Origin of the sequence: Glycomyces dulcitolivorans (assembly GCF_003265355.1) — a bacterium.
GTDB lineage: Bacteria > Actinomycetota > Actinomycetes > Mycobacteriales > Micromonosporaceae > Glycomyces > Glycomyces dulcitolivorans.
Genome location: NZ_QFRW01000293.1, coordinates 1 through 22806 on the forward strand (window position 1 = coordinate 1; position 22806 = coordinate 22806).

The 22806-nt window shown below is 72.2% G+C and carries 21 protein-coding genes and 1 pseudogene; 12 read left to right on the plus strand and 10 right to left on the minus strand.

Features of this window, described 5'->3' with window-relative positions; genetic code table 11:
- The first annotated feature begins 139 nt into the window (after positions 1-139).
- A complete protein-coding gene (locus DI269_RS19920; protein WP_112139069.1) occupies positions 140-667 on the plus strand; it encodes a glutathione peroxidase in 528 nt (175 codons plus the stop codon).
- Between the two features lie 11 nt (positions 668-678).
- On the opposite strand, the gene DI269_RS19925 is transcribed toward DI269_RS19920, so the two are convergent.
- Genes DI269_RS19925 through DI269_RS19935 form a run of 3 tightly spaced genes read right to left on the minus strand, consistent with a single transcriptional unit; the run spans position 679 to position 3847 of the window.
- Positions 679-1335, minus strand: a complete 657-nt coding sequence (locus DI269_RS19925; RefSeq protein WP_112139071.1) for a response regulator — start codon at positions 1333-1335, stop codon at positions 679-681.
- Positions 1332-2402 (minus strand): sensor histidine kinase, encoded by a 1071-nt coding sequence (locus DI269_RS19930; RefSeq protein WP_112139073.1) that lies wholly within the window; start codon positions 2400-2402, stop codon positions 1332-1334. The genes DI269_RS19925 and DI269_RS19930 overlap by 4 nt, the downstream gene beginning before the upstream one ends.
- A 2-nt stretch (positions 2403-2404) precedes the next feature.
- Positions 2405-3847, minus strand: a complete 1443-nt coding sequence (locus DI269_RS19935; protein WP_198667577.1) for a serine hydrolase domain-containing protein — start codon at positions 3845-3847, stop codon at positions 2405-2407.
- A gap of 198 nt (positions 3848-4045) precedes the next feature.
- Here DI269_RS19935 and DI269_RS19940 point away from each other — a divergent pair, with 198 nt between their 5' ends.
- The 3 genes from DI269_RS19940 to DI269_RS19945 all read left to right on the plus strand — a co-directional run bounded on the left by DI269_RS19940 (position 4046) and on the right by DI269_RS19945 (position 8034).
- Entirely contained in the window at positions 4046-5170 is a 1125-nt protein-coding gene (locus DI269_RS19940) for an acyl-CoA dehydrogenase family protein (protein WP_112139075.1), read from the plus strand.
- Positions 5171-5419: 249 nt separating this feature from the next.
- On the plus strand, positions 5420-5581 hold the full coding sequence (locus DI269_RS27235) for a hypothetical protein (protein ID WP_157975109.1): 162 nt from the start codon (positions 5420-5422) through the stop codon (positions 5579-5581).
- A 191-nt stretch (positions 5582-5772) separates the two neighbouring features.
- The gene (locus DI269_RS19945; RefSeq protein WP_112139077.1) at positions 5773-8034 is read left to right on the plus strand and encodes a beta-L-arabinofuranosidase domain-containing protein; all 2262 of its coding nucleotides are present in this window, start codon (positions 5773-5775) and stop codon (positions 8032-8034) included.
- Between the two features lie 49 nt (positions 8035-8083).
- On the opposite strand, the gene DI269_RS19950 is transcribed toward DI269_RS19945, so the two are convergent.
- Entirely contained in the window at positions 8084-9604 is a 1521-nt protein-coding gene (locus DI269_RS19950) for a hypothetical protein (RefSeq protein WP_112139079.1), read from the minus strand.
- Positions 9605-9622: 18 nt separating this feature from the next.
- Positions 9623-10135, minus strand: coding sequence for a SigE family RNA polymerase sigma factor (locus DI269_RS19955; protein WP_112139081.1), 513 nt, complete (start codon positions 10133-10135; stop codon positions 9623-9625).
- Positions 10136-10356: 221 nt separating this feature from the next.
- Here DI269_RS19955 and DI269_RS19960 point away from each other — a divergent pair, with 221 nt between their 5' ends.
- Complete coding sequence (locus DI269_RS19960; RefSeq protein ID WP_112139083.1) at positions 10357-10797, plus strand: YybH family protein; 441 nt, start codon at positions 10357-10359, stop codon at positions 10795-10797.
- Between the two features lie 112 nt (positions 10798-10909).
- Positions 10910-11542 carry a hypothetical protein gene (locus DI269_RS19965; RefSeq protein WP_157975110.1) on the plus strand — a complete coding sequence of 211 codons (633 nt, stop codon included), beginning with the start codon at positions 10910-10912 and terminating at the stop codon, positions 11540-11542.
- Between the two features lie 96 nt (positions 11543-11638).
- Here the strand turns inward: DI269_RS19965 and DI269_RS19970 are convergent, their stop codons facing one another.
- Positions 11639-12952, minus strand: coding sequence for a salicylate synthase (locus DI269_RS19970; protein WP_157975111.1), 1314 nt, complete (start codon positions 12950-12952; stop codon positions 11639-11641).
- Entirely contained in the window at positions 12949-13767 is an 819-nt protein-coding gene (locus tag DI269_RS19975) for a class I SAM-dependent methyltransferase (protein WP_198667578.1), read from the minus strand. The genes DI269_RS19970 and DI269_RS19975 overlap by 4 nt, the downstream gene beginning before the upstream one ends.
- Before the next feature lie 227 nt (positions 13768-13994).
- Between DI269_RS19975 and DI269_RS19980 the strand changes: the two genes are divergently transcribed.
- Positions 13995-15266 (plus strand): glycoside hydrolase, encoded by a 1272-nt coding sequence (locus DI269_RS19980; protein ID WP_112139091.1) that lies wholly within the window; start codon positions 13995-13997, stop codon positions 15264-15266.
- A gap of 6 nt (positions 15267-15272) precedes the next feature.
- On the opposite strand, the gene DI269_RS19985 is transcribed toward DI269_RS19980, so the two are convergent.
- Positions 15273-15767, minus strand: a complete 495-nt coding sequence (locus DI269_RS19985; protein ID WP_112139093.1) for a MarR family winged helix-turn-helix transcriptional regulator — start codon at positions 15765-15767, stop codon at positions 15273-15275.
- 92 nt (positions 15768-15859) lie between these two features.
- Here DI269_RS19985 and DI269_RS19990 point away from each other — a divergent pair, with 92 nt between their 5' ends.
- Together DI269_RS19990 and DI269_RS28365 are read left to right on the plus strand one after the other, a co-directional pair.
- Positions 15860-16282 (plus strand): Rid family hydrolase, encoded by a 423-nt coding sequence (locus DI269_RS19990; protein WP_112139095.1) that lies wholly within the window; start codon positions 15860-15862, stop codon positions 16280-16282.
- Between the two features lie 90 nt (positions 16283-16372).
- Complete coding sequence (locus DI269_RS28365) at positions 16373-17629, plus strand: CshA/CshB family fibrillar adhesin-related protein (protein WP_408612314.1); 1257 nt, start codon at positions 16373-16375, stop codon at positions 17627-17629.
- Here DI269_RS28365 and DI269_RS28370 read toward each other — a convergent pair.
- A pseudogene (locus DI269_RS28370) lies at positions 17618-18604 on the minus strand (GlxA family transcriptional regulator); the annotation flags it as partial. The gene DI269_RS28365 and the pseudogene DI269_RS28370 overlap by 12 nt on opposite strands.
- 70 nt (positions 18605-18674) lie before the next feature.
- On the opposite strand from DI269_RS28370, the gene DI269_RS20000 reads away from it, so the two are divergent.
- A complete protein-coding gene (locus DI269_RS20000; RefSeq protein ID WP_198667579.1) occupies positions 18675-19973 on the plus strand; it encodes an MFS transporter in 1299 nt (432 codons plus the stop codon).
- On the opposite strand, the gene DI269_RS20005 is transcribed toward DI269_RS20000, so the two are convergent.
- Positions 19936-21174 carry an alpha-hydroxy acid oxidase gene (locus DI269_RS20005; RefSeq protein ID WP_112139097.1) on the minus strand — a complete coding sequence of 413 codons (1239 nt, stop codon included), beginning with the start codon at positions 21172-21174 and terminating at the stop codon, positions 19936-19938. The two genes, DI269_RS20000 and DI269_RS20005, sit on opposite strands and share 38 nt — an antisense overlap.
- Before the next feature lie 142 nt (positions 21175-21316).
- On the opposite strand from DI269_RS20005, the gene sigK reads away from it, so the two are divergent.
- On the plus strand, positions 21317-21934 hold the full coding sequence (gene sigK / locus DI269_RS20010) for an ECF RNA polymerase sigma factor SigK (RefSeq protein WP_408612313.1): 618 nt from the start codon (positions 21317-21319) through the stop codon (positions 21932-21934).
- The gene (locus tag DI269_RS20015) at positions 21931-22656 is read left to right on the plus strand and encodes an anti-sigma factor (protein WP_112139099.1); all 726 of its coding nucleotides are present in this window, start codon (positions 21931-21933) and stop codon (positions 22654-22656) included. The genes sigK and DI269_RS20015 overlap by 4 nt, the downstream gene beginning before the upstream one ends.
- Positions 22657-22806: the final 150 nt, after the last annotated feature.

Consider the following 22806-nt stretch of genomic DNA (forward strand, 5'->3'; position numbering starts at 1 on the left):
GGAGAGCGGGGCGGGGCCGCACGGGCGTGACCGGGTACGCATCCCGATGGCGGCCGCCGCGGCCCGGCCGCGGGAGTAGGTTTGCCGGTGGAACGGACTGGACCGGCCCGAGTCGGCCGGGATCGAGGAGAGGGACCACATGAGCGACCAGGCGCTGACCGCGATCGGCTTCAACAAGAACGACGGCGGGGAGGCGACGCTCGCCGACTACCGCGGCCAGGTCCTCCTGGTCGTCAACACCGCCTCGAAGTGCGGGCTCACCCCGCAGTACGAAGGGCTCCAGGCCGCCTACGACGAGTACCGCGAGCAGGGCTTCACGGTCCTCGGCTTCCCCGCGAACGACTTCATGGGCCAGGAGCCGGGCACCGACGAGGAGATCGCCGAGTTCTGCTCGGTCAACTACGCGGTGACCTTCCCGGTCATGTCGAAGATCAGCGTCGCCGGCGAGACCCGCCACCCGCTCTACACCGAGCTCATCGCCCGGCGGCCCGCGATCGACGGCAAGCCCGAGGGCGACTCCACCGCTGACCCCGAGATCACCTGGAACTTCGAGAAGTTCCTCCTCGACCGCGACGGCGAGGTCGTCGCCCGCTTCAGCCCCAGGGTCACCCCCGACGACCCGGCTCTCCGCGAGGCCATCGAGACCGAACTCAAGCGTTCCGCCTGAGCCGCAAAGGCCTAGGGGCGGGCCACCAGGCCCGCCTCGTAGGCCAGGATCGCGGCCTGGACCCGGTTCTGCAGGCCGAGCCGGGTGAGGATCGCGCTCACATAGCCCTTCACCGTCCCTTCCGACAGGAACAGCCGCGCCGCGATGTCGTGGTTCGACAGGCCCTCCCCGAGGAGTCCGAGCACTTCCTGCTCGCGCGGCGCCAGGACCGCGATCCGGTCCAGGCCCGGGGGGCGACGCGTCAGGCCCGCCGCTCCCATCTTCGCGATGACCCGGTGGGCGATCCTGGGGGAGAGGTACGCGGCCCCGTCGGCGACGGCCCGCACGCCGATGATGAGCTCGCGCGGATCGGCCGCCTTGAGCATGAACCCGCTGGCGCCCTCGGCGAGCGCCCGCATGACGTACTCGTCCTCGTCGAAGGTCGTCAGCATCGACACCGCCGTCTCCGGTGAGGCACGGCGGATCTCTGCCGCGGCCGCCAGGCCGTCGAGTCGCGGCATCCGGATGTCGAGCAGCGCCACATCGGGCCGGTGCGCCCGCGCCAGCGCCACCGCCTCGGCCCCGTCCGAGGCCTCGGCGACCACCTCGATCTCCGCATCGGTGGCCAGGATCGCGGCGACCCCGGCCCGGATCATGACCTCGTCGTCGGCCAGCAGCACCCTGATCATGCGTTCCCCCGCAACGGAATCTCGGCCTCCACGGCGAACCCGCCGTCCTTCGGTCCGGCACTGAAGCTCCCGTCGAGCAACCGCACCCGCTCGGCCAGCCCCGCCAGTCCCGAGCCTTGAACCACCTGGTCCGGTGCCGCCGAGCCCGAGCCCGAGCCCGAGCCCGCGGACGTCCCCCTCGCCGCCCCGCCCGCCGGAGACGAGCCGCGCATCGCGCGGTCCGCCGTCCCCGCACCCGGCACCGCCGTGTTCGCGACCAGGACCCGCACCGCCTCGCCCGCTGCCCCGGCTGCTCCGACCCGCTCGACTCGGACCGCCACCTCGGCACCCGGGGCGTGCTTGGCGGCGTTGGTGAGCGCCTCCTGCACGATCCGGTACACGGCCCGGTCCACGACCGCCCCGACCGGTGCGGCCTCGGCTTCGAGCCGCACCTCAAGTCCCGCCGCGGCCGAGCGCGCCACCAGGTCCCGGACCGGTTCGTCGAACGGCGCCACCGGCGCCGCCTCGTCGCGCAGCAGGCCCAGGGCCTGCCGCAGCCGATCCGTCGCCTCGACCGCGTTGACCCGCAGCGCCGCCGCGGCCTCCCGGTTCGCCTCCGGCAGGCCCGGCGCCAGTTCCAGCGCTCCGGCCCGCAGGGCGATGAGCGCCAGGTCGTGCCCGACCGAGTCGTGCAGGTCCGCGGCGATCCTCGCCCGCTCCTGCGCCTGGACCCGTTCGGCGACCAGCTCGCGCTCGCGCTCCAACCGCGCCGCGCGCTCCTTCTCCGCCAGGTACAGCTCCACCTGCTGGCGCCGGTACCGCCCGGCGAACCACGGCAGCATCACGAACACGCCCAGCACCAGGAAGGCGCTCACGCCCTCGTTGAAGTCCACGAACGCGATCCCCACCGGGACCAGCACCGAGGCGAGCAGGATCTGCGCGCCGTAGCGGCCGGACCAGCGGCGACCGTGCACGTACGCGAGCACGGCCAGCACCGGGAACACCAGCTGCCGCCACATCGGCAGCGCCTCGGTGTCGAGCCCGTTGACCGCCGCCGCGAGCGCGATCGCCGCCAGTACCGCCCCCATGATCACGCCGCCGAGCCTACCGACCGGTCCGCCGTCCGCAGCCGCATCAGCCTGGCGACGGCGACCACAAGGCCCGCCGCGGCCGCGACCATCAGCGTCACCGTGAGCGGCAGCGCGAAGTAGAACATCTGCGGCCACGGGACCGTGCGCCCTCCGGAGATGAACGAGACCCCGGCCGGGTAGGCCGCGAAGGCGACCGCCGGGAGCAGCACCGGCACCATCCGCAGCGCGATCCGCCACGCCTGCCGTCCGGACCGCTTCTCGGCCCAGCGGCGCGAGCGGACCGTGCCGAGCACCCCGAGTGCGACCGCTGCCAGTGCGATCACGCCGAGGACCAGTTCGAAGACCTGCCGGTCGCGTCCGGGCTCGGCGGGCGTCTCGCCTGCGACGATCGCGGACAGGCCCTCCATGCCGGCCCAGGTGACGTCGGCGAGCCCGGCGCCGGTGGTCATGACCGCGATCCCGTAGCCGCTCTCGGGGTCGATCCACTCGACCGCGTTGTAGGTCATGAGGTTCCCCGAGTGCGCGAGGGTCCCGTCAGATTCGACGCTCCAGCCCATGCCGTAGTCCTGGACCGCCGACGCGGTGTGCATCTCCTCCAGACCCTCGGCACCGACCAGCTGCGTGCCCTCGCCGTTCTGGCTGATGAGCCACCGCCCCATGTCGGCGGCGCTGGTGATGATGCCGCCGCTGCCGGAGTCGTCGAGGAACCCGGGGGCCTCTTCGCGGGGGATCCACAGCCCGAACAGCGAGTTGTACCCGAGGCCGGGTGCGACGTCCTCGTCGCGGGTGGCGCTGTCGCCCATGCCGAGTGGGGTGAAGACCCGCTCGCGCATGAAGTCGGCGAAGGTCTGCCCGGAGGCGACCTCGACCAGGCGCGCGGCGACGTTGAGGTTCGCGTTGCAGTAGGCCCAGTCGGTGCCGGGGTCGGCGGCGAGGGAGTCGTCGCCCAGGCGCGAGACGTAGTCCTCCAGCGAGGTCGCGTCTTCGAGTTCGATGACGTCGATCGTCGTGTCGGCGAATCCGGAGGTCTGGTCGAGGAGCTGGCGGACCGTCACCTCCTCGGCGCGCGGGTCGGCCATCGCGAATCCGGGGAGCTGCGAGGCGACCGTGCCGTCGAGTTCGATCGCGCCCTCCTCGACCAGGACCATGACGGCCATGGCGGTGAAGGACTTCGAGACCGAGGCGACGCGCATCGGGGTGTGCTCGGTGACCGGGTCGCCGTTGGAGTCGGTGCCGTATCCGGCGGTGAAGACCGTCTCGGCGCCGTGCGTGACGACCGCCGACAGGCCGGGGACGCCGGAGGTCTCGACGAGGTCGGTCAGGTAGGCGTCGAACGCCTCAGAGGTGGGTGCGGTCTCGGCCTGGGCGGGAGAGGCGGGCAGTGCGACCGCCGCCGCGACCGCGAGCGCCGCTCCGAACAGCTTGGGGACCTTGGGATTCACTGGGTGGCTCCGTTCTGGGTGAGTTCCCCCTGAACGCTATTGGCGGAGAAAGGCCCCGACCTCTGTAGAAAGTCCGGAACCACCCCTGACGAAAGTTAGGTATTGCGCGACGGTCACACCACGTTCCGTCGCCCGTTCGCCGAATCCAGATTTCACCGATAGGCTCAGTGGGAGATCGAGCACGGTGAGGAGTCGGGCATGTCGGCAGCGGGCGACCATCCCTTCGTCGAGGCGGTCGCGCGGTACGCCGAGGAGGAGCTGCGTCCGGCCGCGCTCGCGACCGACGCCGCCGAAGTCCCCAGGGCCGCAATCGATCGGCTCCGCGCCCTCGGCGCCCTCAACCACCTCGCGCCCGCCGCCTACGGCGGCGCCGGCCTCGATCTCGACGCCGACCGGCGCCTCCACGAGGTCCTGTCCGGCGCCTGCTTCAACACCTGGCTGGTGTGGGCCCAGCACGCGCCCTTCGTCGGCCGCCTCGCCGCAAAACTCGCCGCAGACCGCGCGCCCTCGCCCCTCGCCGAACGCGTCCTGCGCGGCGAGATCCTCTGCGGCGCAGGCATCAGCGACGTGCGCCGCTTCCCCGACCGGTACATCGCCGCGACCCGCGCCCCCGGCGGCTGGACCTTCGACGGCACCATCACCTGGGTCAGCGGCTGGGGCCTGAACGAGGTCGTCGCCGTCGCCGCGGTTGAGACCAGCACCGCCGAGCCCGGCACCGCCCGGGTCGTCACCGCCCTCGTGCCCGTCTCCGACCGCACCGTCGCCACCCCGCTGCGCCTGGCCACGGTGACCGGCAGCCGCACCGAGCGCGTCCGCCTCGACGCCGTCCCCGTCGCCGACGAGGACGTCCTCGCCGTCCAGTCCTTCGACGAGTGGCGCCGCGCCGACGCCGCCCTCTCCGGCGACGCCCGCCCCCACCTGTTCGGCCTCGCCGCGGCCGTCCTGCGCGAACTCGAAGCCGAACCCCACGCCGCCGCCCGAGAGGTCGCCGCGGCCTGGAGTCCACTGATCGCGCAGTTCCGCGCCACCGCCTACAACCTCACCGACGAGGCCGCCGACGCCGAAGGCCCCCACCGCATCGAGGAGCGCCTCGCCCTCAAGATCACGGTCCTCGAAGCGCTCGGCACCCTCACCAGGGCGCTCACCGCCTCCCGCTCCGGGCACGGCATCGCCGCCGACGACACCGCCCAGCTCCACGCCCGCTCGGCCCAGTTCTGCCTCGTCCAGGGCCAGTCCGCCGCCGCCCGCGACGCCCACCTCGCACGACTTGCCGCGGATGTCCCCAATCGTCCCACCATCCAAGAATCCCTATCGTTGCAATAGGGTTCCTGCTAGAGTGGTCCTCATGCGAACCGCCGAGAAACTCACCCGGCGGCGCGAAATCGACCAGATGCGCGCCGCGAGCGCCCTCTGTCGACCTCTGATGCGCTAGCCGGACGCGCGCCCCGCGCCGCCCGGCCGATCCCCAATCGCTCATCGGGCCGCGAAGCGCCCGTTCCGATCACGCAACGCCCGCGACCCGTCCCGACCGGACCGTCCCCGGGCGAGCCATCGACGAGGGAACCCACCATCATGTCCAACCGCCCTGAGCACGCGTTCAAGATGCGCCACCCCTACCGCCGCCGGATCCTCGCGGCCGCCGCCCTGGCACTCGCGGCCACCGGAATCGGGGCGGGCATCGCCGACCCGGCCAACGCCGAGTCCGGCAAGGTCCACATCGAGCGGACCACGTAACCCCTTCATCGCAGGAAGCACATATCAGCAGGTCGGCCCACCGCGGCGTCGTCGGCGCCGCGGTGGTCGCCGCCGCCCTCATCGTCCCCGGCGCGGCCGACCCGGGGTGCCTGCAAGCGTCGTCAGGTAGATTGTCACCGCAGGTTTACCGATAACGCGCCCTTCCCCGGGGACGACACCAGAGGGACCCGATGAAAGCCTTCCCGCTCTCCCGCGTCACGCTGCTCGACGGCCCCTTCGCGCGCGCCGTCCGCACCGATCTCGACTACGTCCTGGCCATGGACCCCGACCGGCTCCTGGCCCCGTTCCTGCGCGAGGCCGGCCTCGAACCCGCCGCCCCGAGCTACGGGAACTGGGAGGACTCGGGACTGGACGGCCACATCGGCGGCCACTACCTCTCCGCGCTCGCGCTCCTGGCCGCCGCCACCGGCGAGGCCGAACCGCGCAAGCGCCTGGACCACATGGTGTCCGAGCTCGCCCGCGCCCAGGACCACCTCGGCACCGGCTACGTCGGCGGCGTCCCCGGCGGCGCCGCGCTGTTCGAGGGCCTGCGCGGCGGCGCGGGCGTGCGCTCGCTCGGCTCCAGCGACCACTGGGTCCCCTGGTACAACCTCCACAAGACCTTCGCCGGCCTCATCGACGCCCACCGCGTCCTCGGCCACCAGCAGGCCCTCGACGTGGTGCTGCGCCTGGCCGACTGGTGGCTGGACATCGCCGCGACCATCGACGACGACGCGTTCGAAGCCATGCTCGACACCGAGTTCGGCGGCATGAACGAGGCCCTCGCCGACCTCGCCGCCGTCACCGGCCGCACCGAGTTCGCCGACGCGGCCCTGCGCTTCTCCCACCGCGCGATCCTCGACCCGCTCCTGGAGCGCCGCGACGACCTCACCGGCCGCCACGCCAACACCCAGATCCCCAAGGCCGTCGGCTACGCCGCTGCCGGCGACCCCGACCTGGTCGACGCCGCCCGCTACTTCTGGCGCGAAGTCGTCGAGCACCGCACGGTCGCCAACGGCGGCAACAGCGTCCGCGAGCACTTCCACGCCCCCGACGACTTCTCCGCGATGATCGAGGACCGCGAGGGCCCCGAGTCCTGCAACACCTACAACATGCTCAAGCTGACCCGGCGCCTCGCTGAGCACGACCTCGAACCCGCGCACTTCGACTACATCGAGCGCGCCGTCTACAACCACCAGCTCGCCTCCCAGCACCCCGAGCACGGCGGCCTCGTCTACTTCACCCCGATGCGCCCGCGCCACTACCGCGTCTACTCCCAGCCCGAGACCAGCATGTGGTGCTGCGTCGGCACCGGCATCGAAGCCCAGGCCAAGTACGGCGAACTCGTCTTCGGCGAGCACGAGGGCGCCCTCGCCGTCAACCTCTACATCCCCGCGGTCCTCGACGCCCCCGAGTTCGGCGGGCGCATCCGGGTCCAGACGGGCTTCCCCTCCAGCGCCGGTGTCACCGTCTGGTTCGACCTCGACGAGCCGCGGACGTTCACCCTCCGCCTGCGCGTGCCCGGCTGGAGCGACGGCCTGGCCTCGCTCACGGTCAACGACAAGGCGGTCGAGACGACCACCGAAGCCGGTGCCGTCCTCATCGAACGGACCTGGCAGAAGGGCGACGTGGTCGCCTTCGGTCTCCCGCTGCCGGTCTCCGCCGAGCGCCTGCCCGACGGCTCGCCCTGGCAGGCCTACTTCGCCGGCCCGATCCTCCTCGCGGCCCGCAACGGCGCCGACGACCTCGACGGGCTCCTCGCCGACGACTCCCGCATGGGCCACGTCGCCCACGGCCCGCTCCTCGGCTTCGCCGACACCCCCGTCGTCGCCGACCTCGCCGCCGACCAGGTCCTCGAACGCCAACCGGCCCTTCGCTACCGGCTCACCACCGCCGATCCGGCGGGGGAGGTCGAACTCGTCCCGTTCTACCGGCTCCACGACTCCCGCTACACCGTCTACTGGCCCGTCGCCGAACCCTCCCAAGTGGGGGAACGCCGCGCCGCCCTCGTCGCGGCCGACCGCGACTCGCTCGCCCTCGACCACCTCACGGTCGACAAGGTCGCCTTCGGCGAGCAGCAGCCCGAGAGCGACCACGCCTTCCGCGGCACCGGCACCGAGGTCACGGCCGACGCCGACGGGCGCCGCGCCCGCTCGACCACCGCGACCATGGCCGTCACCCTCAAGGACCCCGACCGCCGGGGCCACCTCCTGCGCATCGGCTACCGCCTCACCGGCGGTCCCGCCGCCGTCGCGATCCGCCTCGGCGGCGTCCTCGTCGCCGAAGCGCGCTGGGAGGACGGCACCGCGGCCTTCGACCTCGACTACGGCCTCCCCGAAGCGCTCCGGGCCGAACCCCGGGCCGACGCCCTCGACCTCGAATTCACCGCCCTCGACGGCCTCCCGACCCCGGCCGTCACCACGGCCCGCCTGATCCGCTGGGCCGCACCGTAAACGCGCGATAGGGCCCGGGCGTCGCACGCCCGGGCCCCATCGCCTACCGCTAGTCCTGCCCGTACTCCGCCGGGTCGTACACCGGCGCCGGCAGCGACGCCGTGAGCGCGATCAGCTCCTCGTAAGCGAGCTCCTCGATCGAACCCGCGTACATGACCGAGAACTCGACCGCCCAGCCCGCCGGGTCGAACACGAGGACCCAGTACGAGCACTGCTCCTCGTCGACGCACCAGGACCGGGTGGCGACCGTCCGCCCGTCGACCTCCGTCTCCTCGCAGACGTCGTCCTTGTCGTCGCCGGGGCCGCCGCAGTCCACCAGATAGGGGTCGTCGACCGTCGTCCCCTCCGGAGGCAGGCCCGGAAGCCAGCCGCCGGGAAGGTGGTACATGACCGTCGCCGACACGTCGTACCCGTCATGGAACGGATACGGCAGGTACATCGAGCCGACGTACTCGCGCCTGACCGGGCCCCACTCTTCTCCGGACTGCCCCGCGGCCGCATCGGTCAGGTAGGTGCCCGGGTGCGCCGCGTCGATCGCCTCGATCGCCGCGTCGACACTGGCCTGCATGTCCTCCTCCGCGTCGACCTCCCAGTCCCCGTCCCACTCAGGGCCCGGCGGGATGTCGAGCAGTTCGTCGACCGGCACCAGTTCACTGGTGTCCCAATCGATCTGCGGCATCGACAGCATCGCGTCAGTGAGGGCCTCGACGGTCATCTCGCGGCCCTGGCCCTCGCAGTCGAGGTCCCACTCCGACCGGAGCGCCGAGTCGTTCGGGTACACGACCAGCGCCTCCAGCGCGCAGCCGTGGTCGGCGACCATCAGCGTGCGCCCGTCGTCGAGCTCCTCGGTGGTGAACACCGGGGCCTCGTCGGACCACGACGCGGCGTCCGAGATGAGGTGCTGCGGGAACGGGTCTTCGCCGCCCGGCCCGGGCTCCGACGACCATCCGCCGGGCGCCATCGCGGTGATGGTGAACGACGACCACTCGATCTCCTCGTTGCCGTCGCGGGCGATGAGCCCGCGCAGGTACACCTGGCCGGCGGCGCTCATGGTGTCGAACGGGTCGAACACGAGCGGCAGGTTGTGGTAGCCCAGCTCGGACAGCGCCGAGTAGTAGCCCCCGGACGCCTCCATCTCGGCGGTGATCTCCTCGTCGGTGGGCCGCTCGGAGTCGAGCGCGTCGGCGTCCAGGAACCCGCTGTCGATCGCGAGCGGGCCGAAGGCCGACTGGAGCGCCTCGTTCAGCTCCGGCTGGCGGTCGTCCCACACGTCGGGCGCTCGGCTCGGATACCCGGCCATGGACGGGTCGAAGGCGAACCCTTCCCCCGCAGGGAAGTCCTGGGGGCGGTCGGTCTCCTTGCCCGGGTTGAGCACGCCCACCGAGAACGCGAGGACCGCGGCGACGGCCGCGACGCCGACGGTGGTCGCCCCGCCGAGGACGGCGCGGTTGCGGCGGCGGGCGCGGTAGCCGTCGCGCATGATCGAATCGAGGTCGAGCGACGCCTCCTGCGGCGTCGTGTCGGGGCGGGCCTGCCTGAACAGGGTCCCGGTGTCGTCTTGCGGTTGCATGTCTCTCGTCTCCTTCAGCTATGCCCGGACCGGAGCCGCGGATTCGGCGAGGAACTCGCGCATCTTGCTCAACCCCTTGGCGCACTGGCTCTTCACCGTTCCGGTGGAGCAGCCCATGGCCTCGGCCGTGTCGTCCACGGACAGGTCCTCCCAGTAGCGGAGGACGAGCGTGGCGCGCTGGCGCGCCGGCAGCCTGTCCAGCGCCGCGACGACCTCCAGCCGCCGGTCGACGCCCTCCTGCGGATGCTCGACCCGCGTCGTCGGCATCTCGTCGCTCGCGCGCTCCCGCCGCACCCACGCCAGGCGGCGGTGCGAGAGGTACACGTTGACGACGATGCGCCGCACGTAGGCCGGTGCGCCGACCGGGTCGACGCGCTTCCACACCGCGAACGCCTTGGTCAGCGCCTTCTGCACGATGTCGTCGGCCTCGTACCAGTCCCCGGACAGCAGGAACGCCTGCCGTCTCAGGTGGTCGCGCTGGGCCAGCGCGAACGACCGGAACTCGGCCTCTTGCTGCTCCTTGCTCTTCACAGGGCCTCTTTCAGATGACGGGTTGGGGGGCGCGCCCCGCCGGCCTCAGGTGGATGCTGCGGGGCCCGACACCGTACATAGGTGGGCGGCCCCGGACCGGGTTGCCCGGTATCGACCTCGTCGGAGTATGCCGGGTCACTTCCGGCCCGGAGCGGTCACATTCGGGCGGGCTGTCCCGTCAAGAGGGGGAAGCAGGACACCGAACGGAAGGAACGGGAACCATGACCGTGCAGCACGATGGAGCCGAGGCCGCGATCCGGGACCGGATCGCGGGGATCACCGGGGCGCTCCGCGCCAAGGACCGCGACGCCCTGCGGCGCATCTACGACAAGGACGTCGTCTCCTTCGACGTCGAGCCGCCGCTCCAGCACGTGGGCGTCGACGCGAAGCTGGAGAACTGGGAGCGGGTGTTCGCCGCCTTCGCCGAGCTCGACTACGAACTGCGCGACCTGCGCGTCACCGCGGACGGCGCCGTGGCCTTCGCGCACGGCTTCGGGCGCCTCAGCGGCAGGCTCGGCAACGGCGTCCCCGTGCCGGGCATGTGGGTGCGGGCCACCTTCTGCTTCAAGCGGATCGAGGGGGAGTGGCTGATCGTCCACGACCAGGTCTCGGTGCCGTTCGACCTGCCCACCGGGAAGGGCGTGGCCGACCTCCAGCCCTGACGGCCGGAACCTGGGGCGGTTGGCACACTCTGGGGATTCTGGGATCCTCCCGCGCTCGTAGAGTCGTGATCACAGGCAAGCAAGCCAACTTCTCAAGCGGAGGATGATCACGATGAGCGAATACGACGAGACCCCCTACGAAGAGACCGACGCCGCCCCCGAAGAGGACGTGACGGCCGAGGACGACTCCCACATCACCGGCCTGGGCGGCCTGCCCGCCGTCGAGACCGAAGAGGTCTTCGACCTGGACGGCGACGGCTACGCCGACAACACCATCTCGGCCGACGGCGTGACCTACGTCGACTCGGACGGCGACGGCCAGGCCGACGGCATCGCCTACGACTACGACGGCGACGGGACCTCCGACGAGCTCCTGGTGGACCTCGACGGCGACGGCTCCTTCGAGACCGCCGTGTACGACACGGACGGCAACGGCGTGGCCGACACCTTCGAGTCGGACACCGACGGCGACGGCGTGGTCGACCAGGTCTCCTACGACTCGGACGGCGACGGCGTGGTCAACCAGGTCTCCACCGACACCAACGGCGACGGCCTGGTCGACATCGTGGCCACCGACTACGACTCCGACGGCCTGGTCGACGAGATCCAGATCGACTCCGACGCGGACGGCGTCGTCGACACCGCCCTGGTCGACTCGGACGGCGACGGCTTCCTCGACACGGCCTACACCGAGGCCACCCCCGAGGGCGACTCCTTCCAGTCCCAGACCGGTCAGGTCATCTAGCACCGGTCCCCTCACCGGGACCATCCCCGCTTGATCCCGGGGGCCGCGGCCGACGAGGCCGCGGACCCCGGGAATCGGCCTGCCCGGATCCGGGCCTCACCGCTCGGTGACGAGGTACGGCGCGATCGAGCGGAGCTTCTCGCAGGTCTCCTCGTACTCGCGCTCGGGACGCGAGTCCGCGACGATGCCGGCGCCGGCCTGGAGCCAGGTGCGGCCGCGGCGGCGGAACAGCGACCGCAGCACCAGGGCCGCGTCGAGCCGGCCGCGCGCGTCGCAAGCGATGACGGCCCCGGCGTACAGACCCCGCGGACGCCGCTCCAGGAGCCGGATGAGGCGCCGGGCCGCGGGCTTGGGGATGCCGCTGGCGGTGATCCCGGGGAACAGCGCGGCGAACGCCTGCCACCGGTTCCGGTCCCCGCGCAGCCGCCCGGACACGCGGGACGCCAGGTGCTGCACCGAACCGCGCGCCGACACGTCCATGAAGTCGCTGACGTGGACGGCCTCGCAGACGCTGCGCATCTCGTCGAACGCGGCCTTCACCGAGACGGCGTGCTCGTACAGCTCCTTCGGGTCCGACAGCAGCTCCTCGCGCAGCCGCCGGTCGTAGTCCGCCTCGCCCAGGCGCGCCCGGGTCCCGGCGAGCGGGCAGGTCGCCACGGTCCTGTCCGCGCCGACCTCCACGATCGTCTCGGGACTGAACCCGACCGCCTGGAAGTCCGGGCAGTCGACGAGGAACGACCGCGCCGGCGTGTTCGCCCGGCGCCCGCGCACCAGCGTCGCCGCGAAGTCGATGCGCTCCTCGATCGGCACCGTGCGGGAGATGATCGCCTTCGACAGCTGCCCGGACCGGATGACCGCGACCGCCGCGGCCACCGCGTCGCGGTAGTCCCCGCCGTCGCCCAGATCCAGTTCCACGCTCCCCGAAGGGGACTCGTCCACTCCGGGCGGGTCGTCCAGGAGCTTCCCGACCGCGTCCAGCTCCGCCTCGTCCACCGAGCGGACCAGGGTCCGCCCCGGCGAGAGCAGGACGTGCGTGCGGGGGACCACCAGCTCCAGCAGCACCGCGTTCGGGTCCCGGTCGGCCGGGTCGGCGGTGAGTTCGAATGCGGCCCAGCCGAACGCGTGCCAGTCCTCGACCGGCAGGCCCGCGAGGGCGTCGTCGAGGTTGGACAGGTCGGGTGCGAGGACGCGCCGCTCGAACCGGTCCCCGCTGCGCACCTCGATGTGGTCCCCGCGCACCCGGACCTCCGCGAGCGCCCCGAACGCGAGGTGCCAGGTGTCGCCGAGCTCGTAGACGACGGCCCGGCCGAACCGGCCCGACCCGGCGAGCGCGGCCACCGGCGGCAGCGGGTCCGGACTCGGGACGAGCAGCCGCTCCTCATAGGGCCGCAGCCCGATACCGGCGATCACGGTCGCACCCCCGCACCGGGCTTGCGTCCCGCCACGGTGACCAGCCGGTACGCGTCGACGGCGAAGCCCGGGTCCTCCAGCAGGTCCCAGAACGCCCGCAGCTCGTCCCCGCCGACGCCCTGGTCCCGCAGGTCCCCTTGCAGCTGTTCGGTATTGGCCCGGTGCAGCGCGATCCCGTCGCCCCCGCCCTCCCAGACCCCCGCGGACGCGGCCTCCTCGACCGCCTCCAGGCCCGCCTCGCGGAAGGCCGACGCCGCGCGCAGCGCCCAGGCCGCGTCCGCCCCGGCCCCGGCGAGGACCCGCACGAACGCGTCGTGGACCTGCGTGAACAGCGCGGCCGCGCCCGGATCGGGGGAGCGGCGCACGGCCACTTCGGCGCAGTCGAACTCCTCGACGACGAGCAGGCCGCCGGGCCGCAGGGCCGCGATCATCCGTTCGAGCGCGTACCGCCGCTCGGGCAGGTGCAGCAGGACCAGGCGGGCGTGGACGACGTCGAAGGCCGCGCCGGGCAGGTCGTCCCGGAGGATGTCGTGGCGCACCACGTCGAGGTTCGAGCGCCCGTCCAGGTCAGCCATGAGGCGCGGTTCGAGGTCGGTCGCCAGGACCGACCCGGTGGGCCCGACCCGGTCGGCCAGCCAGGCCGCGACCGACCCGCCCCCGGCCCCCACCTCCAGGCACCGCATCCCCGGTCCGACCCCGGCGCGGTCGAGCTGCGCGAACGTGTGCGGGTCGTAGTGGCGTTCGAGGACTTGGAACCGCAGTGCCGCCTGCTCGGCGGCGTTGTCGAGTGCGTACCGGCCCGGTGGTGATCCCACGGTGAACTCCCAGCGCATCGGGCCCCTTGAACAGGGGCCGTCCGGGGAGCGTAGGCACGCCCGCGCCCGCGGCGCAGGCGATCCGAGGACGAGTCGCATTGCCGACAGCGCCCCCGCGGCGCGGTCCGGTCCGAGAGTTGCGGCCCGCTTCCGGCCTTTTAAATCGATACATTTCGATGTATCGTGTACGAGCCGATCCGAAACTCTCGAACTCCCCTGGAGGAGCGATGGCGCCCCGTCCGAACGAGTCCACGTCCCGAACCCCGCGGTCGATCGACCGGAGGGCCTTCCTCGCACTGGGAGCGCTGCCGGTCGCCGCCCCGCTGCTCGCCGAGCCCGCCGCGGCCCAGACCACCGTGGTCGTCCAGCCGTCCCTCGGCCAGCAGGTCATCCAGGGCTTCGGCGGCATGAACCACACCGTGTGGATCAGCGACCTCACCGCGGCCCAGCGGAACACGGCCTTCGGCAACGGCGACGGCCAGCTCGGCTTCTCGATCCTGCGCATTCCCGTCCACGAGGACCGTGCCAACTGGAGCCGCGAGGTCGCCACCGCCCAGCGCGCGGTCGCCCTGGGCGCCAAGGTCATCGCCTCCCCGTGGAACCCGCCCGCGAACCTCACCGAGACTTTCTCGGGCGGCAAGCGCCTGCGCTACGACTCCTACGCGGCCTACGCCCAGCACCTCAACGACTTCCACGCGTTCATGCAGTCCAACGGCGTGAACCTCTACGCGATCTCGGTCCAGAACGAGCCGGACTACGCCCACGACTGGACCGCGTGGACCGCCGCCGAGATCGTCCGCTTCCTCAAGGAGAACGCCGGCTCGATCAACACCAGGGTCATCGCCCCGGAGTCCTTCCAGTACCGCAAGGTCCTCTCCGACCCGATCCTCAACGACCCCGCCGCCCTCGCCAACCTCGACGTCCTCGGCGCCCACCTCTACGGCACCCAGCCCGCCGACTTCCCCTACCCGCTGTTCACGCAGAAGGGCGGCGGCAAGGAGCTGTGGATGACCGAGGTCTACTACCCCAACAGCAGCGACTCCGCCGACCTGTGGCCGGGCGCCCTCGACGTCGGCGAGCACGTCCACCGCGCCCTCGTCAACGGCCGCTTCCAGGCCTACATCTGGTGGTACATCCGCCGCGGCTACGGGCCCATGCGCGAGGACGGCGCCATCTCCAAGCGCGGCGCCAACATGGCGCACTACTCGAAGTTCGTGCGCCCCGGCCACCAGCGGATCACCGCCACCGCGAACCCCCAAGCGGGCGTCTACATCAGCGCCTTCAAGAGCGGCTCCAGGCTCGTCATCGTCGCGGTCAACAAGAACGCCTCGGCCGTGTACCTGCCGTTCACCGTCGAAGGCGCCGGCTCGGGCACGTTCTCGACCTGGGTGACCACCGCGAGCCAGACCCTCGCGCCCTACTCCGCGGTCACGATGACCAACGGCGCGTTCGGGTCCCAGCTCCCGGCCCAGAGCATCCGGACCTACGTGATGGGCTAGCCCGCCTCAGGCCAGGTCGACCGGGCGGACGCGGAGCTTCTCGGCGACGCGGGCGAGCGCCGCCTGGTCGGCCGCGTCGAGCCGGTCGAGGGCGGCCTGCCTGACGGCCCGCACGTGGACCGGCGCCGCCGCGACGACGACCTCGTACCCGGCGTCGGTCAGCGCCGCGATCGTGTAGCGGCCGTCGCCGGGGTCGGGCGAGCGCTCCATCCAGCCGCGCTGCTCGAAGCGCTTGACCACGTTGGACAGCCGCGAGAGCGAGCCGTTCGCCATGAAGGCGAGCTCGCTCATGCGCAGGCGCCGCTCAGGTGCCTCGGAGACGTGGCTGAGGACCAGGTACTCGAAGAGGGTCAGGCCGCTCTCGCGCTGGAGCGGGGCCTCCAGCCGCCCCGGCAGCAGCAGGATCAGCGAGACGAGCCCGGTCCAGGCCTCCTTCTCGGCCGGGTCGAGCCACGGCACGTCGTCGGAGCGGGGCCCTGCGGGCTCGGGTGTCGCGGCCATGGCGGCAGTCTACCGAGCCGGGAGTGACTTCACGCGTGAAGTGAATGTGCTAGGTTTACTTCACGCATGAAGTCAACCGAAAGGGGCGCGCCATGGGCGAGCCGCAGTTCCACATCACCCCCGGATTCGGCGAGAAGCTGCACGACCTGCTCGGCTACAGCCAGGCGGTCCGCATCGGCGACCGCGTCGAGATCTCGGGCCAGGGCGGCTGGAACGACGACATCGAGTTCCCCGAGGACCTCGACGAGGAGATCGCCCGCGCCTTCGACAACGTCGAGCGCACCCTCGCCACGGCCGGGGCCACCTGGGCCGACGTCGTCGAGGTCGACTCCTACCACCTGCCCGACGACGCGGCGTACATCGGCGAGCGGCCCACCCGCGCCATGGCCGAGCAGTTCCGCAAGCGCATGGGCGACCGCGCCCCGATCTGGACCCAGATCGGCGTCGCCGCCCTCGGCGCGCCCGGGATGCGCGTGGAGATCCGCGTGACCGCGATCGTGGGACACGCCGCCTGATCCGATAATCGACCCGTTCGTCCCTTATGCTCACTTCGGCCGTTCGGCCTGTCACCGAGTGCAAGGGAACCGATTGTGAAGACTCTCGCCATGTCGGCGGCGGCCCTGGCCGCCGCCGCCACGGTCCTCGCGGCCTCGCCCGCGCAGGCCCAGGTGTCCGGCTGCTCCTACGGCTCGGGCGGCGAGTACGACTCCACGATCTGCTGGATCGACATGAGCGGCTTCGACCAGACCCAGGCGATGAGCGCGGCCGGGCAGCCCATGTCCATCGAGCTCACCGACGACTACTCGATGAGCTTCACCTTCAAGTTCACCGCCGGGGACGACGGCTACCGCATCCTCAAGCCCGTCGCGTTCCCCACCTACCGCCTCGCCCCGATCGGCAACACCGCCTACACCGGCACCACCGGCCAGCCCGCGCTCTACCAGCAGGTCAACGCCGGGACCGGCGCCGCCGGAGACCTCGGCACCCTCGCCATCGACGACCTCGTCGTCACCGGCCCCTCCGGCACGGCCGTCTCCGGCTTCGGCGTCGTCATGGCCGACGCCGAGTCCACCAACCGCCAGGAGGGCCTCACCTTCGCCTCCGACAAGCCCATCGAGCAGCTCACCACCGCCACCATGCCAGACGCCCTGCCCGCCTGCGGCCAGGAGCTCTCAGGGCTCGGCACCACCAGCGTCACCTGCCGCGGCAACACCGCGGGCGGCCTCGCCGTCGGCGAGATCGTCCTCTACGCCGACTCGCCCTCCACCGCCTCGATCGGCTTCCTCGACCGCACCGCCAACGCCGTCCAAGGCGTCGCCTTCGGCATCCTCACCGCCAAGGTCGGGCTCACCAAGGCCGTCGAAGACAAGACCGCCGACACCGACTCGTTCGGCATCTCCATCACCGACGACGACGGGAACGCCATCGGCGAGGCCTCCACCGCCGGCGGCGACTCCGCGACCGTCGACCCGACCACGGTCCTCGCCGCCCTCGACGGCCGCGACTTCACCTTCGCCGAGACCGCCGAGGCCGGCACCGACCTCTCGACCTACACGCAGTCCTGGAACTGCACCAACAACGGCGAGACCGACGACGACCTGCCCTCCGGCGAGGGCACCGAGCAGACCGTCGCCGTCGACGTCGGCGACGACATCGAATGCACCGTCGTCAACACCGGCACGCCCCCGGTCGACCCCACCGACGGCCCCTCCAGCCCCGGCGCGACCGCCTCGCCCGCCGCCGGAAGTGCCCTGCCCGAGACCGGCACGCCCGTGTACATCCGCGTCCTCGTCGCCGCGGTCGTGGTCGCCCTCGGCGCGGCCGGCGTGCTCATCGCCCGCCGCGTCCGCTCCACCTGGTAACCCCGCGAAGGTCCGCCGGTACGCGCTCGGCGAGACTCCGAGGGACGCCTGGAAATGCATCCGCAGCGAGGCGGCCGAGCCGAACCCGGCGCCGGCCGCCACGCGGTCGATCGGCTCGTCCGAGCGCTCCAGCAGGTGCCGGGCCCGCTCCAGGCGCTGGTGCAGCAGCCACCGCTGCGGCGACGTGCCGACCTCCTCGCGGAACCGCCGCGTGAACGTGCGGACGCTCATCGCCTCGCACTCCGCCAGCTGCCGCAGCGTCAGCGGCTCGTGCAGCCGCGCCAGCGCCCACTCCCGCGCCCGGCCCGTCCCGGCCGCGCCCAGCTCCGGCACCGGCCGCTCGATGTACTGGGCCTGCCCGCCGTCGCGGTGCGGCGGCACCACCGACCGCCGCGCGACCCGGTTCGCCACGGCCACACCGAAGTCCACGCGCGTCATGTGCAGGCACAGGTCGAACCCCGAGGCCACGCCCGCCGACGTCAGCACCCGGCCGTCCTCGGTGTACAGCACGTCCGGCTCCAGGCGCACCAGCGGGTAGAGCCGCCGGAACCGCTCGACCGAGTCCCAGTGCGTCGTCGCCCGCCGCCCGTCCAGCAGCCCGGCCGCGGCCAGCACGAACGCGCCCGTGCAGATCGACGCGATCCGCGCCTCGGGCCGGATCAGCTTGAGCGCGTTCGCGAGCGGCTCCGCAAGCCGCCCCGCCGACCACGACTCGTCGGTCTCGTGGGCCGAGGGCACCACGACCGTGTCCGCCTCCGCCAGCGCCTCCGGCCCGTGCGCCACGTTCACCGTCACGTCGGTGTCCGTGCGCACCTCGCCTTCGGCGATTGTGCAGGTGACCACTTCGTACAGCGGTTCGCCGCCCGACCGCGCCGACCCGAACACCCGGTGCGGGATGCCGAGTTCGACCGGCAGGAGGCCGTGGCGGACCAGGACCGCGACGCGGTGCCGTCCGGGATGCCGAAAAACGCCCATGGCCCGATCTTCGCACATGTTGGCCGCCCGGCCACTGGCCGATCGGGTGCGCGGGCACGAGACTGGACCGATGTCCATCGCCGCCCCAGACGCCCCCGAACAGCCGACCCGCACCGCGCGCCGCGTCCACCGCGCCTGGTGGGTCGCCGCCGTCAGCTTCGTCGCCCTCGTCGGCGCCGCCGCCTTCCGCGCCACCCCGAGCGTCTTCATCGAGCCGCTCCACGACGAGTTCGGCTGGTCCCACGGCACGATCTCCGCCGCGATCTCGGTGAACATCCTGCTCTACGGCCTGTTCTCGCCCTTCGCCTCCGCGCTCCAGGAGCGCTACGGCATCCGCCGCGTCGTCTCCATCGCGCTGGCCCTCATCAGTCTCGGCAGCGGCGCGACCGTGTTCATGACCGCGTCCTGGCAGCTGGTCCTGTGCTGGGGCTTCATCGTCGGCATCGGCACGGGCTCGATGGCGATGGCGTTCGTCGCCACGATCACCAACCGCTGGTTCATCGCCCGCCGCGGCCTCGTCTCCGGCATCCTCACCGCGGGCGGCGCCGCCGGGCAGCTCGTGTTCCTGCCGCTCGTCGGCCTGCTCGTCGAGGGCCCGGGCTGGCGCTCGGCCTCGATCCTGGTGTCGCTCACCGCGCTCGCGATGGTCCCGCTGGTGCTCCTGGTCGTGCGCGACCGGCCCGAGGACGTCGGCCTGCACCCCTTCGGCGCCGGCCCCGACTACACGGCCCCGGCCGTCTCCAAGTCCGGCGCTGCCAAGCGCGCCCTCGGCAGCCTGTGGCAGGCCAGCGGCTCCCGCGCGTTCTGGCTCCTGGCCGCGACCTTCGCGATCTGCGGCGCCTCCACGAACGGCCTCGTCGGCGCCCACTTCGTCCCCGCCGCCCACGACCACGGCATGCCCCTGACGGCGGCCGCGTCGCTTTTGGCGGTCATCGGCATCGTCGACATGATCGGCACCGTCTTCTCCGGCTGGCTCACCGACCGGTTCGACCCGCGGCACCTGCTCGCGGTCTACTACGCGCTCCGCGGCGTCTCGCTGCTCGCCCTGCCCTCGCTGTTCGCCGGGGACGTGCGGCCGCCGATGCTGTTCTTCATCGTCTTCTACGGCCTCGACTGGGTCGCGACCGTCCCGCCCACGATCGCGCTGTGCCGCGAGCACTTCGGCGAGGACGGCGCGGTCGTCTTCGGGTGGGTCCTCGCCTCGCACCAGTTCGGGGCCGCGCTCATCGCCTGGGGCGCGGGCTTCATCCGCGACGCGACCGGGAACTACGACCCGGCGTGGTTCACCGCGGGAGCGCTGTGCGCGCTCGCCGCGGTGATGTCCCTGATGATCAGACGGCCCGCGGCACCAGTCGCTGCAACTGCGTGACGTGGCCGGGTTCGAGCTCGTCGAGGGTGGCGACGCCGAGCAGGCGCATGGTCCGCTCGACCTCTTCGCGGAGGATGGCGATGGTCCGGTCGACGCCGTCCCTGCCGCCGGCCATGAGGCCGTACAGGTAGGCGCGGCCGATCATCGTGTAGCGGGCGCCGAGGGCGACGGAGGCGACGACGTCGGCGCCGGACATGATCCCGGTGTCCAGGTGCACCTCGATGTCGCCGCCGACCTCCTTGACGACCTGGGGGAGCAGGTGGAAGGGGATGGGGGCGCGGTCGAGCTGGCGCCCGCCGTGGTTGGAGAGGGTGACGGCGTCGACGCCGAGGTCGGCGCAGCGCTTCGCGTCCTGGACGGTCTGGACGCCCTTGACGACGAGCTTCCCGGGCCACTGCTCCTTGATCCACGCCAGGTCGTTGTAGTCGACCGTGGGGTCGAACATGGTGTCGAGCAGTTCCGCCACGGTCCCGGACCAGCGTGAGAGCGAGGCGAACGCGAGCGGCTCGGTGGTGAGCATGTCGAACCACCAGTTCGGCTTGCGCGCCATGTCGAAGAACGTCTTCGCCGTGATCGCCGGCGGGATCGAGAACCCGTTCCGCTTGTCCCGCAACCGAGCCCCGGCCACCGGCACGTCCACCGTCACCAGCAGCGTGTCGAACCCGGCCGCCGCCGCACGCTCGACGAGCGCCATGGACCGGTCGCGGTCCTTCCACATGTACAGCTGGAACCAGTGGCGCCCTTCGGGTCCGCCCGCGGCCGCCACGTCCTCGATGGGGGTGGTGCCCATGGTCGAGAGCGCGAACGGGATCCCCGCCGCGGCCGCCGCTCCAGCACCCGCGGTCTCGCCTTCGGTGTGCATCATGCGCGTGAACCCGGTGGGCGCGATGCCGAACGGCAGCGCCGACCGCTTCCCGAGCACGTCCCAGCCCGTGTCGACCTTCGAGACATCGCGCAGGATCGCGGGGTGGAACTCGACGTCCTCGAACGCCTGCCGCGCCCGTGCGAGCGACAGCTCGCCCTCGGCGGCGCCCTCGGTGTAGTCGAACGCCGCCCGCGGCGTCCGCTTCTTCGCGATCGACCGCAGGTCAGCGATCGTCAAAGCGGCGTTCAGACGCCGCCGCTTGGCGTTGAAGTCGGGCTTTTTGAAACGTATCAAAGGCAGGATGTCGTGCGGGCGGGGAAACTGGCGCTTGGTCATGGGAGGGCCTATCGGATGTGATTGTGAGGAGTCCGTCCCGGCCATTGTCACCCGCGCCGAAAAATCTTCGAGACCGACCCATCCAAGACCGGTCCGGCTCCGAATTCCGGGCGATCGGAGTTGACAAACACCTCGGAGCGTGATGATGTCCACAAGGGGGAATCCAGCAGCCTGGGGCACAGGCGAACACCGCCTTGCGGCGGTCGAGGAGGCGAGGATGCCCACGCTCGAACAGCTCCTGCACGGCACTGCACTGGGCGACGAGCACGCGTTCGCGCGCCTCTACGACGAGGCCGCGCCACGGGTCTACGGCCTGTGCCTGCGCGTCCTGCGCGACCCCGCGCAGGCGGAGGAAGTCGCCCAGGAGGTGCTCGTGGAGATCTGGCGCACGTCGACCCGCTTCGACTCCCGCCGCGGCTCCGCCGGCGCCTGGATCTCCACCATCGCCCACCGCCGCGCCGTCGACCGCGTCCGGTCCGTCCAGGCCTCCGGCGACCGCGAGCGCCGCACCGCCTACCGCGAGGAACCCGGCTACGACGCGGTCGCCGAGGCCGCCGCCGTCCGCCTGGAGCACCGCCAGGTCCGCCGCTGCCTCCAGACCCTCACCGAACTCCAGCGGCAGGCCGTCACCCTCGCCTACTACGGCGGCCACACCTACCGGCAGGTCGCCGCCCTCCTCGGCACCGCCGTGCCCACCGTCAAGTCGCGCATCCGCGACGGGCTCCTCAAACTCCGCGACTGCCTGGAGGTGGCGCGATGACCGCCGACGTGCACGCCCTCATCGGCCCCTGGGCCGTCGACGCCGTCGACGACGACGAGCGCGCCCTGGTCGAGCACCACCTCACCGAATGCGAGTCGTGCGCCCAGGAGGCCGCCGAACTGCGCGAGGCCGTCTGGCGCCTCTCCGACGTCACCGTCACCGACCCGCCCCGGCGCCTGCGGGACCGCGTCCTCTACGAGGCCTCCCGCACCCGCCAGGACGCCCCCGCCCCCGAGCCGCCCCCGCAGCCGCTGCGACGCCACCGCGGCATGCCCCGACTGCGCCTCGCCCTCGCCGCGGGCGCGCTGGCCGCCGTCATGGCCGTCGTCGGCGGCATCGTCACCTGGTCGGTCATGCGCACCGAGGAGCCCACCGAGTCCGAGCAGATCGCCGCCGTCCTCGAATCGGACGACGCACGGGTCGGCACCGTCGAGGCCGAAGGCGGCGGCGAGGTCACCGTCGTCCACTCCGAGCGCCTCGACCGCGCCGTCGTGCTCGTCGCCGGCCTCGCCCAGATCGCCCCCGACCGCGCCTACCAGCTGTGGCTCGTCGACGCCGACGGCCAGGTCTCCGCGGGCGTCCTCGACCCCGGCGACGCCTCCGCGACCGTCCTCGTCGAGGACGTCGGCGACGCCGAGGTCATCGGCGTGACCGACGAACCCGCGGGCGGCTCCGCGGCCCCGACCACCCCGATGGTCGCGGGCGTCCCGCTCGACATGTAGCCCTCACGACCCAGTGGGACCGGCCGTATCGGCCGGTCCCACAGTGCGTTTCCTGCCCCGTCGCGAAAAAAATCCCAGAAAAATCCGCCCCGGACCCATCCGCGGGCGCCCCGCCCCCGAATCAGGGGCATGAGACCGACCACCGCCGCC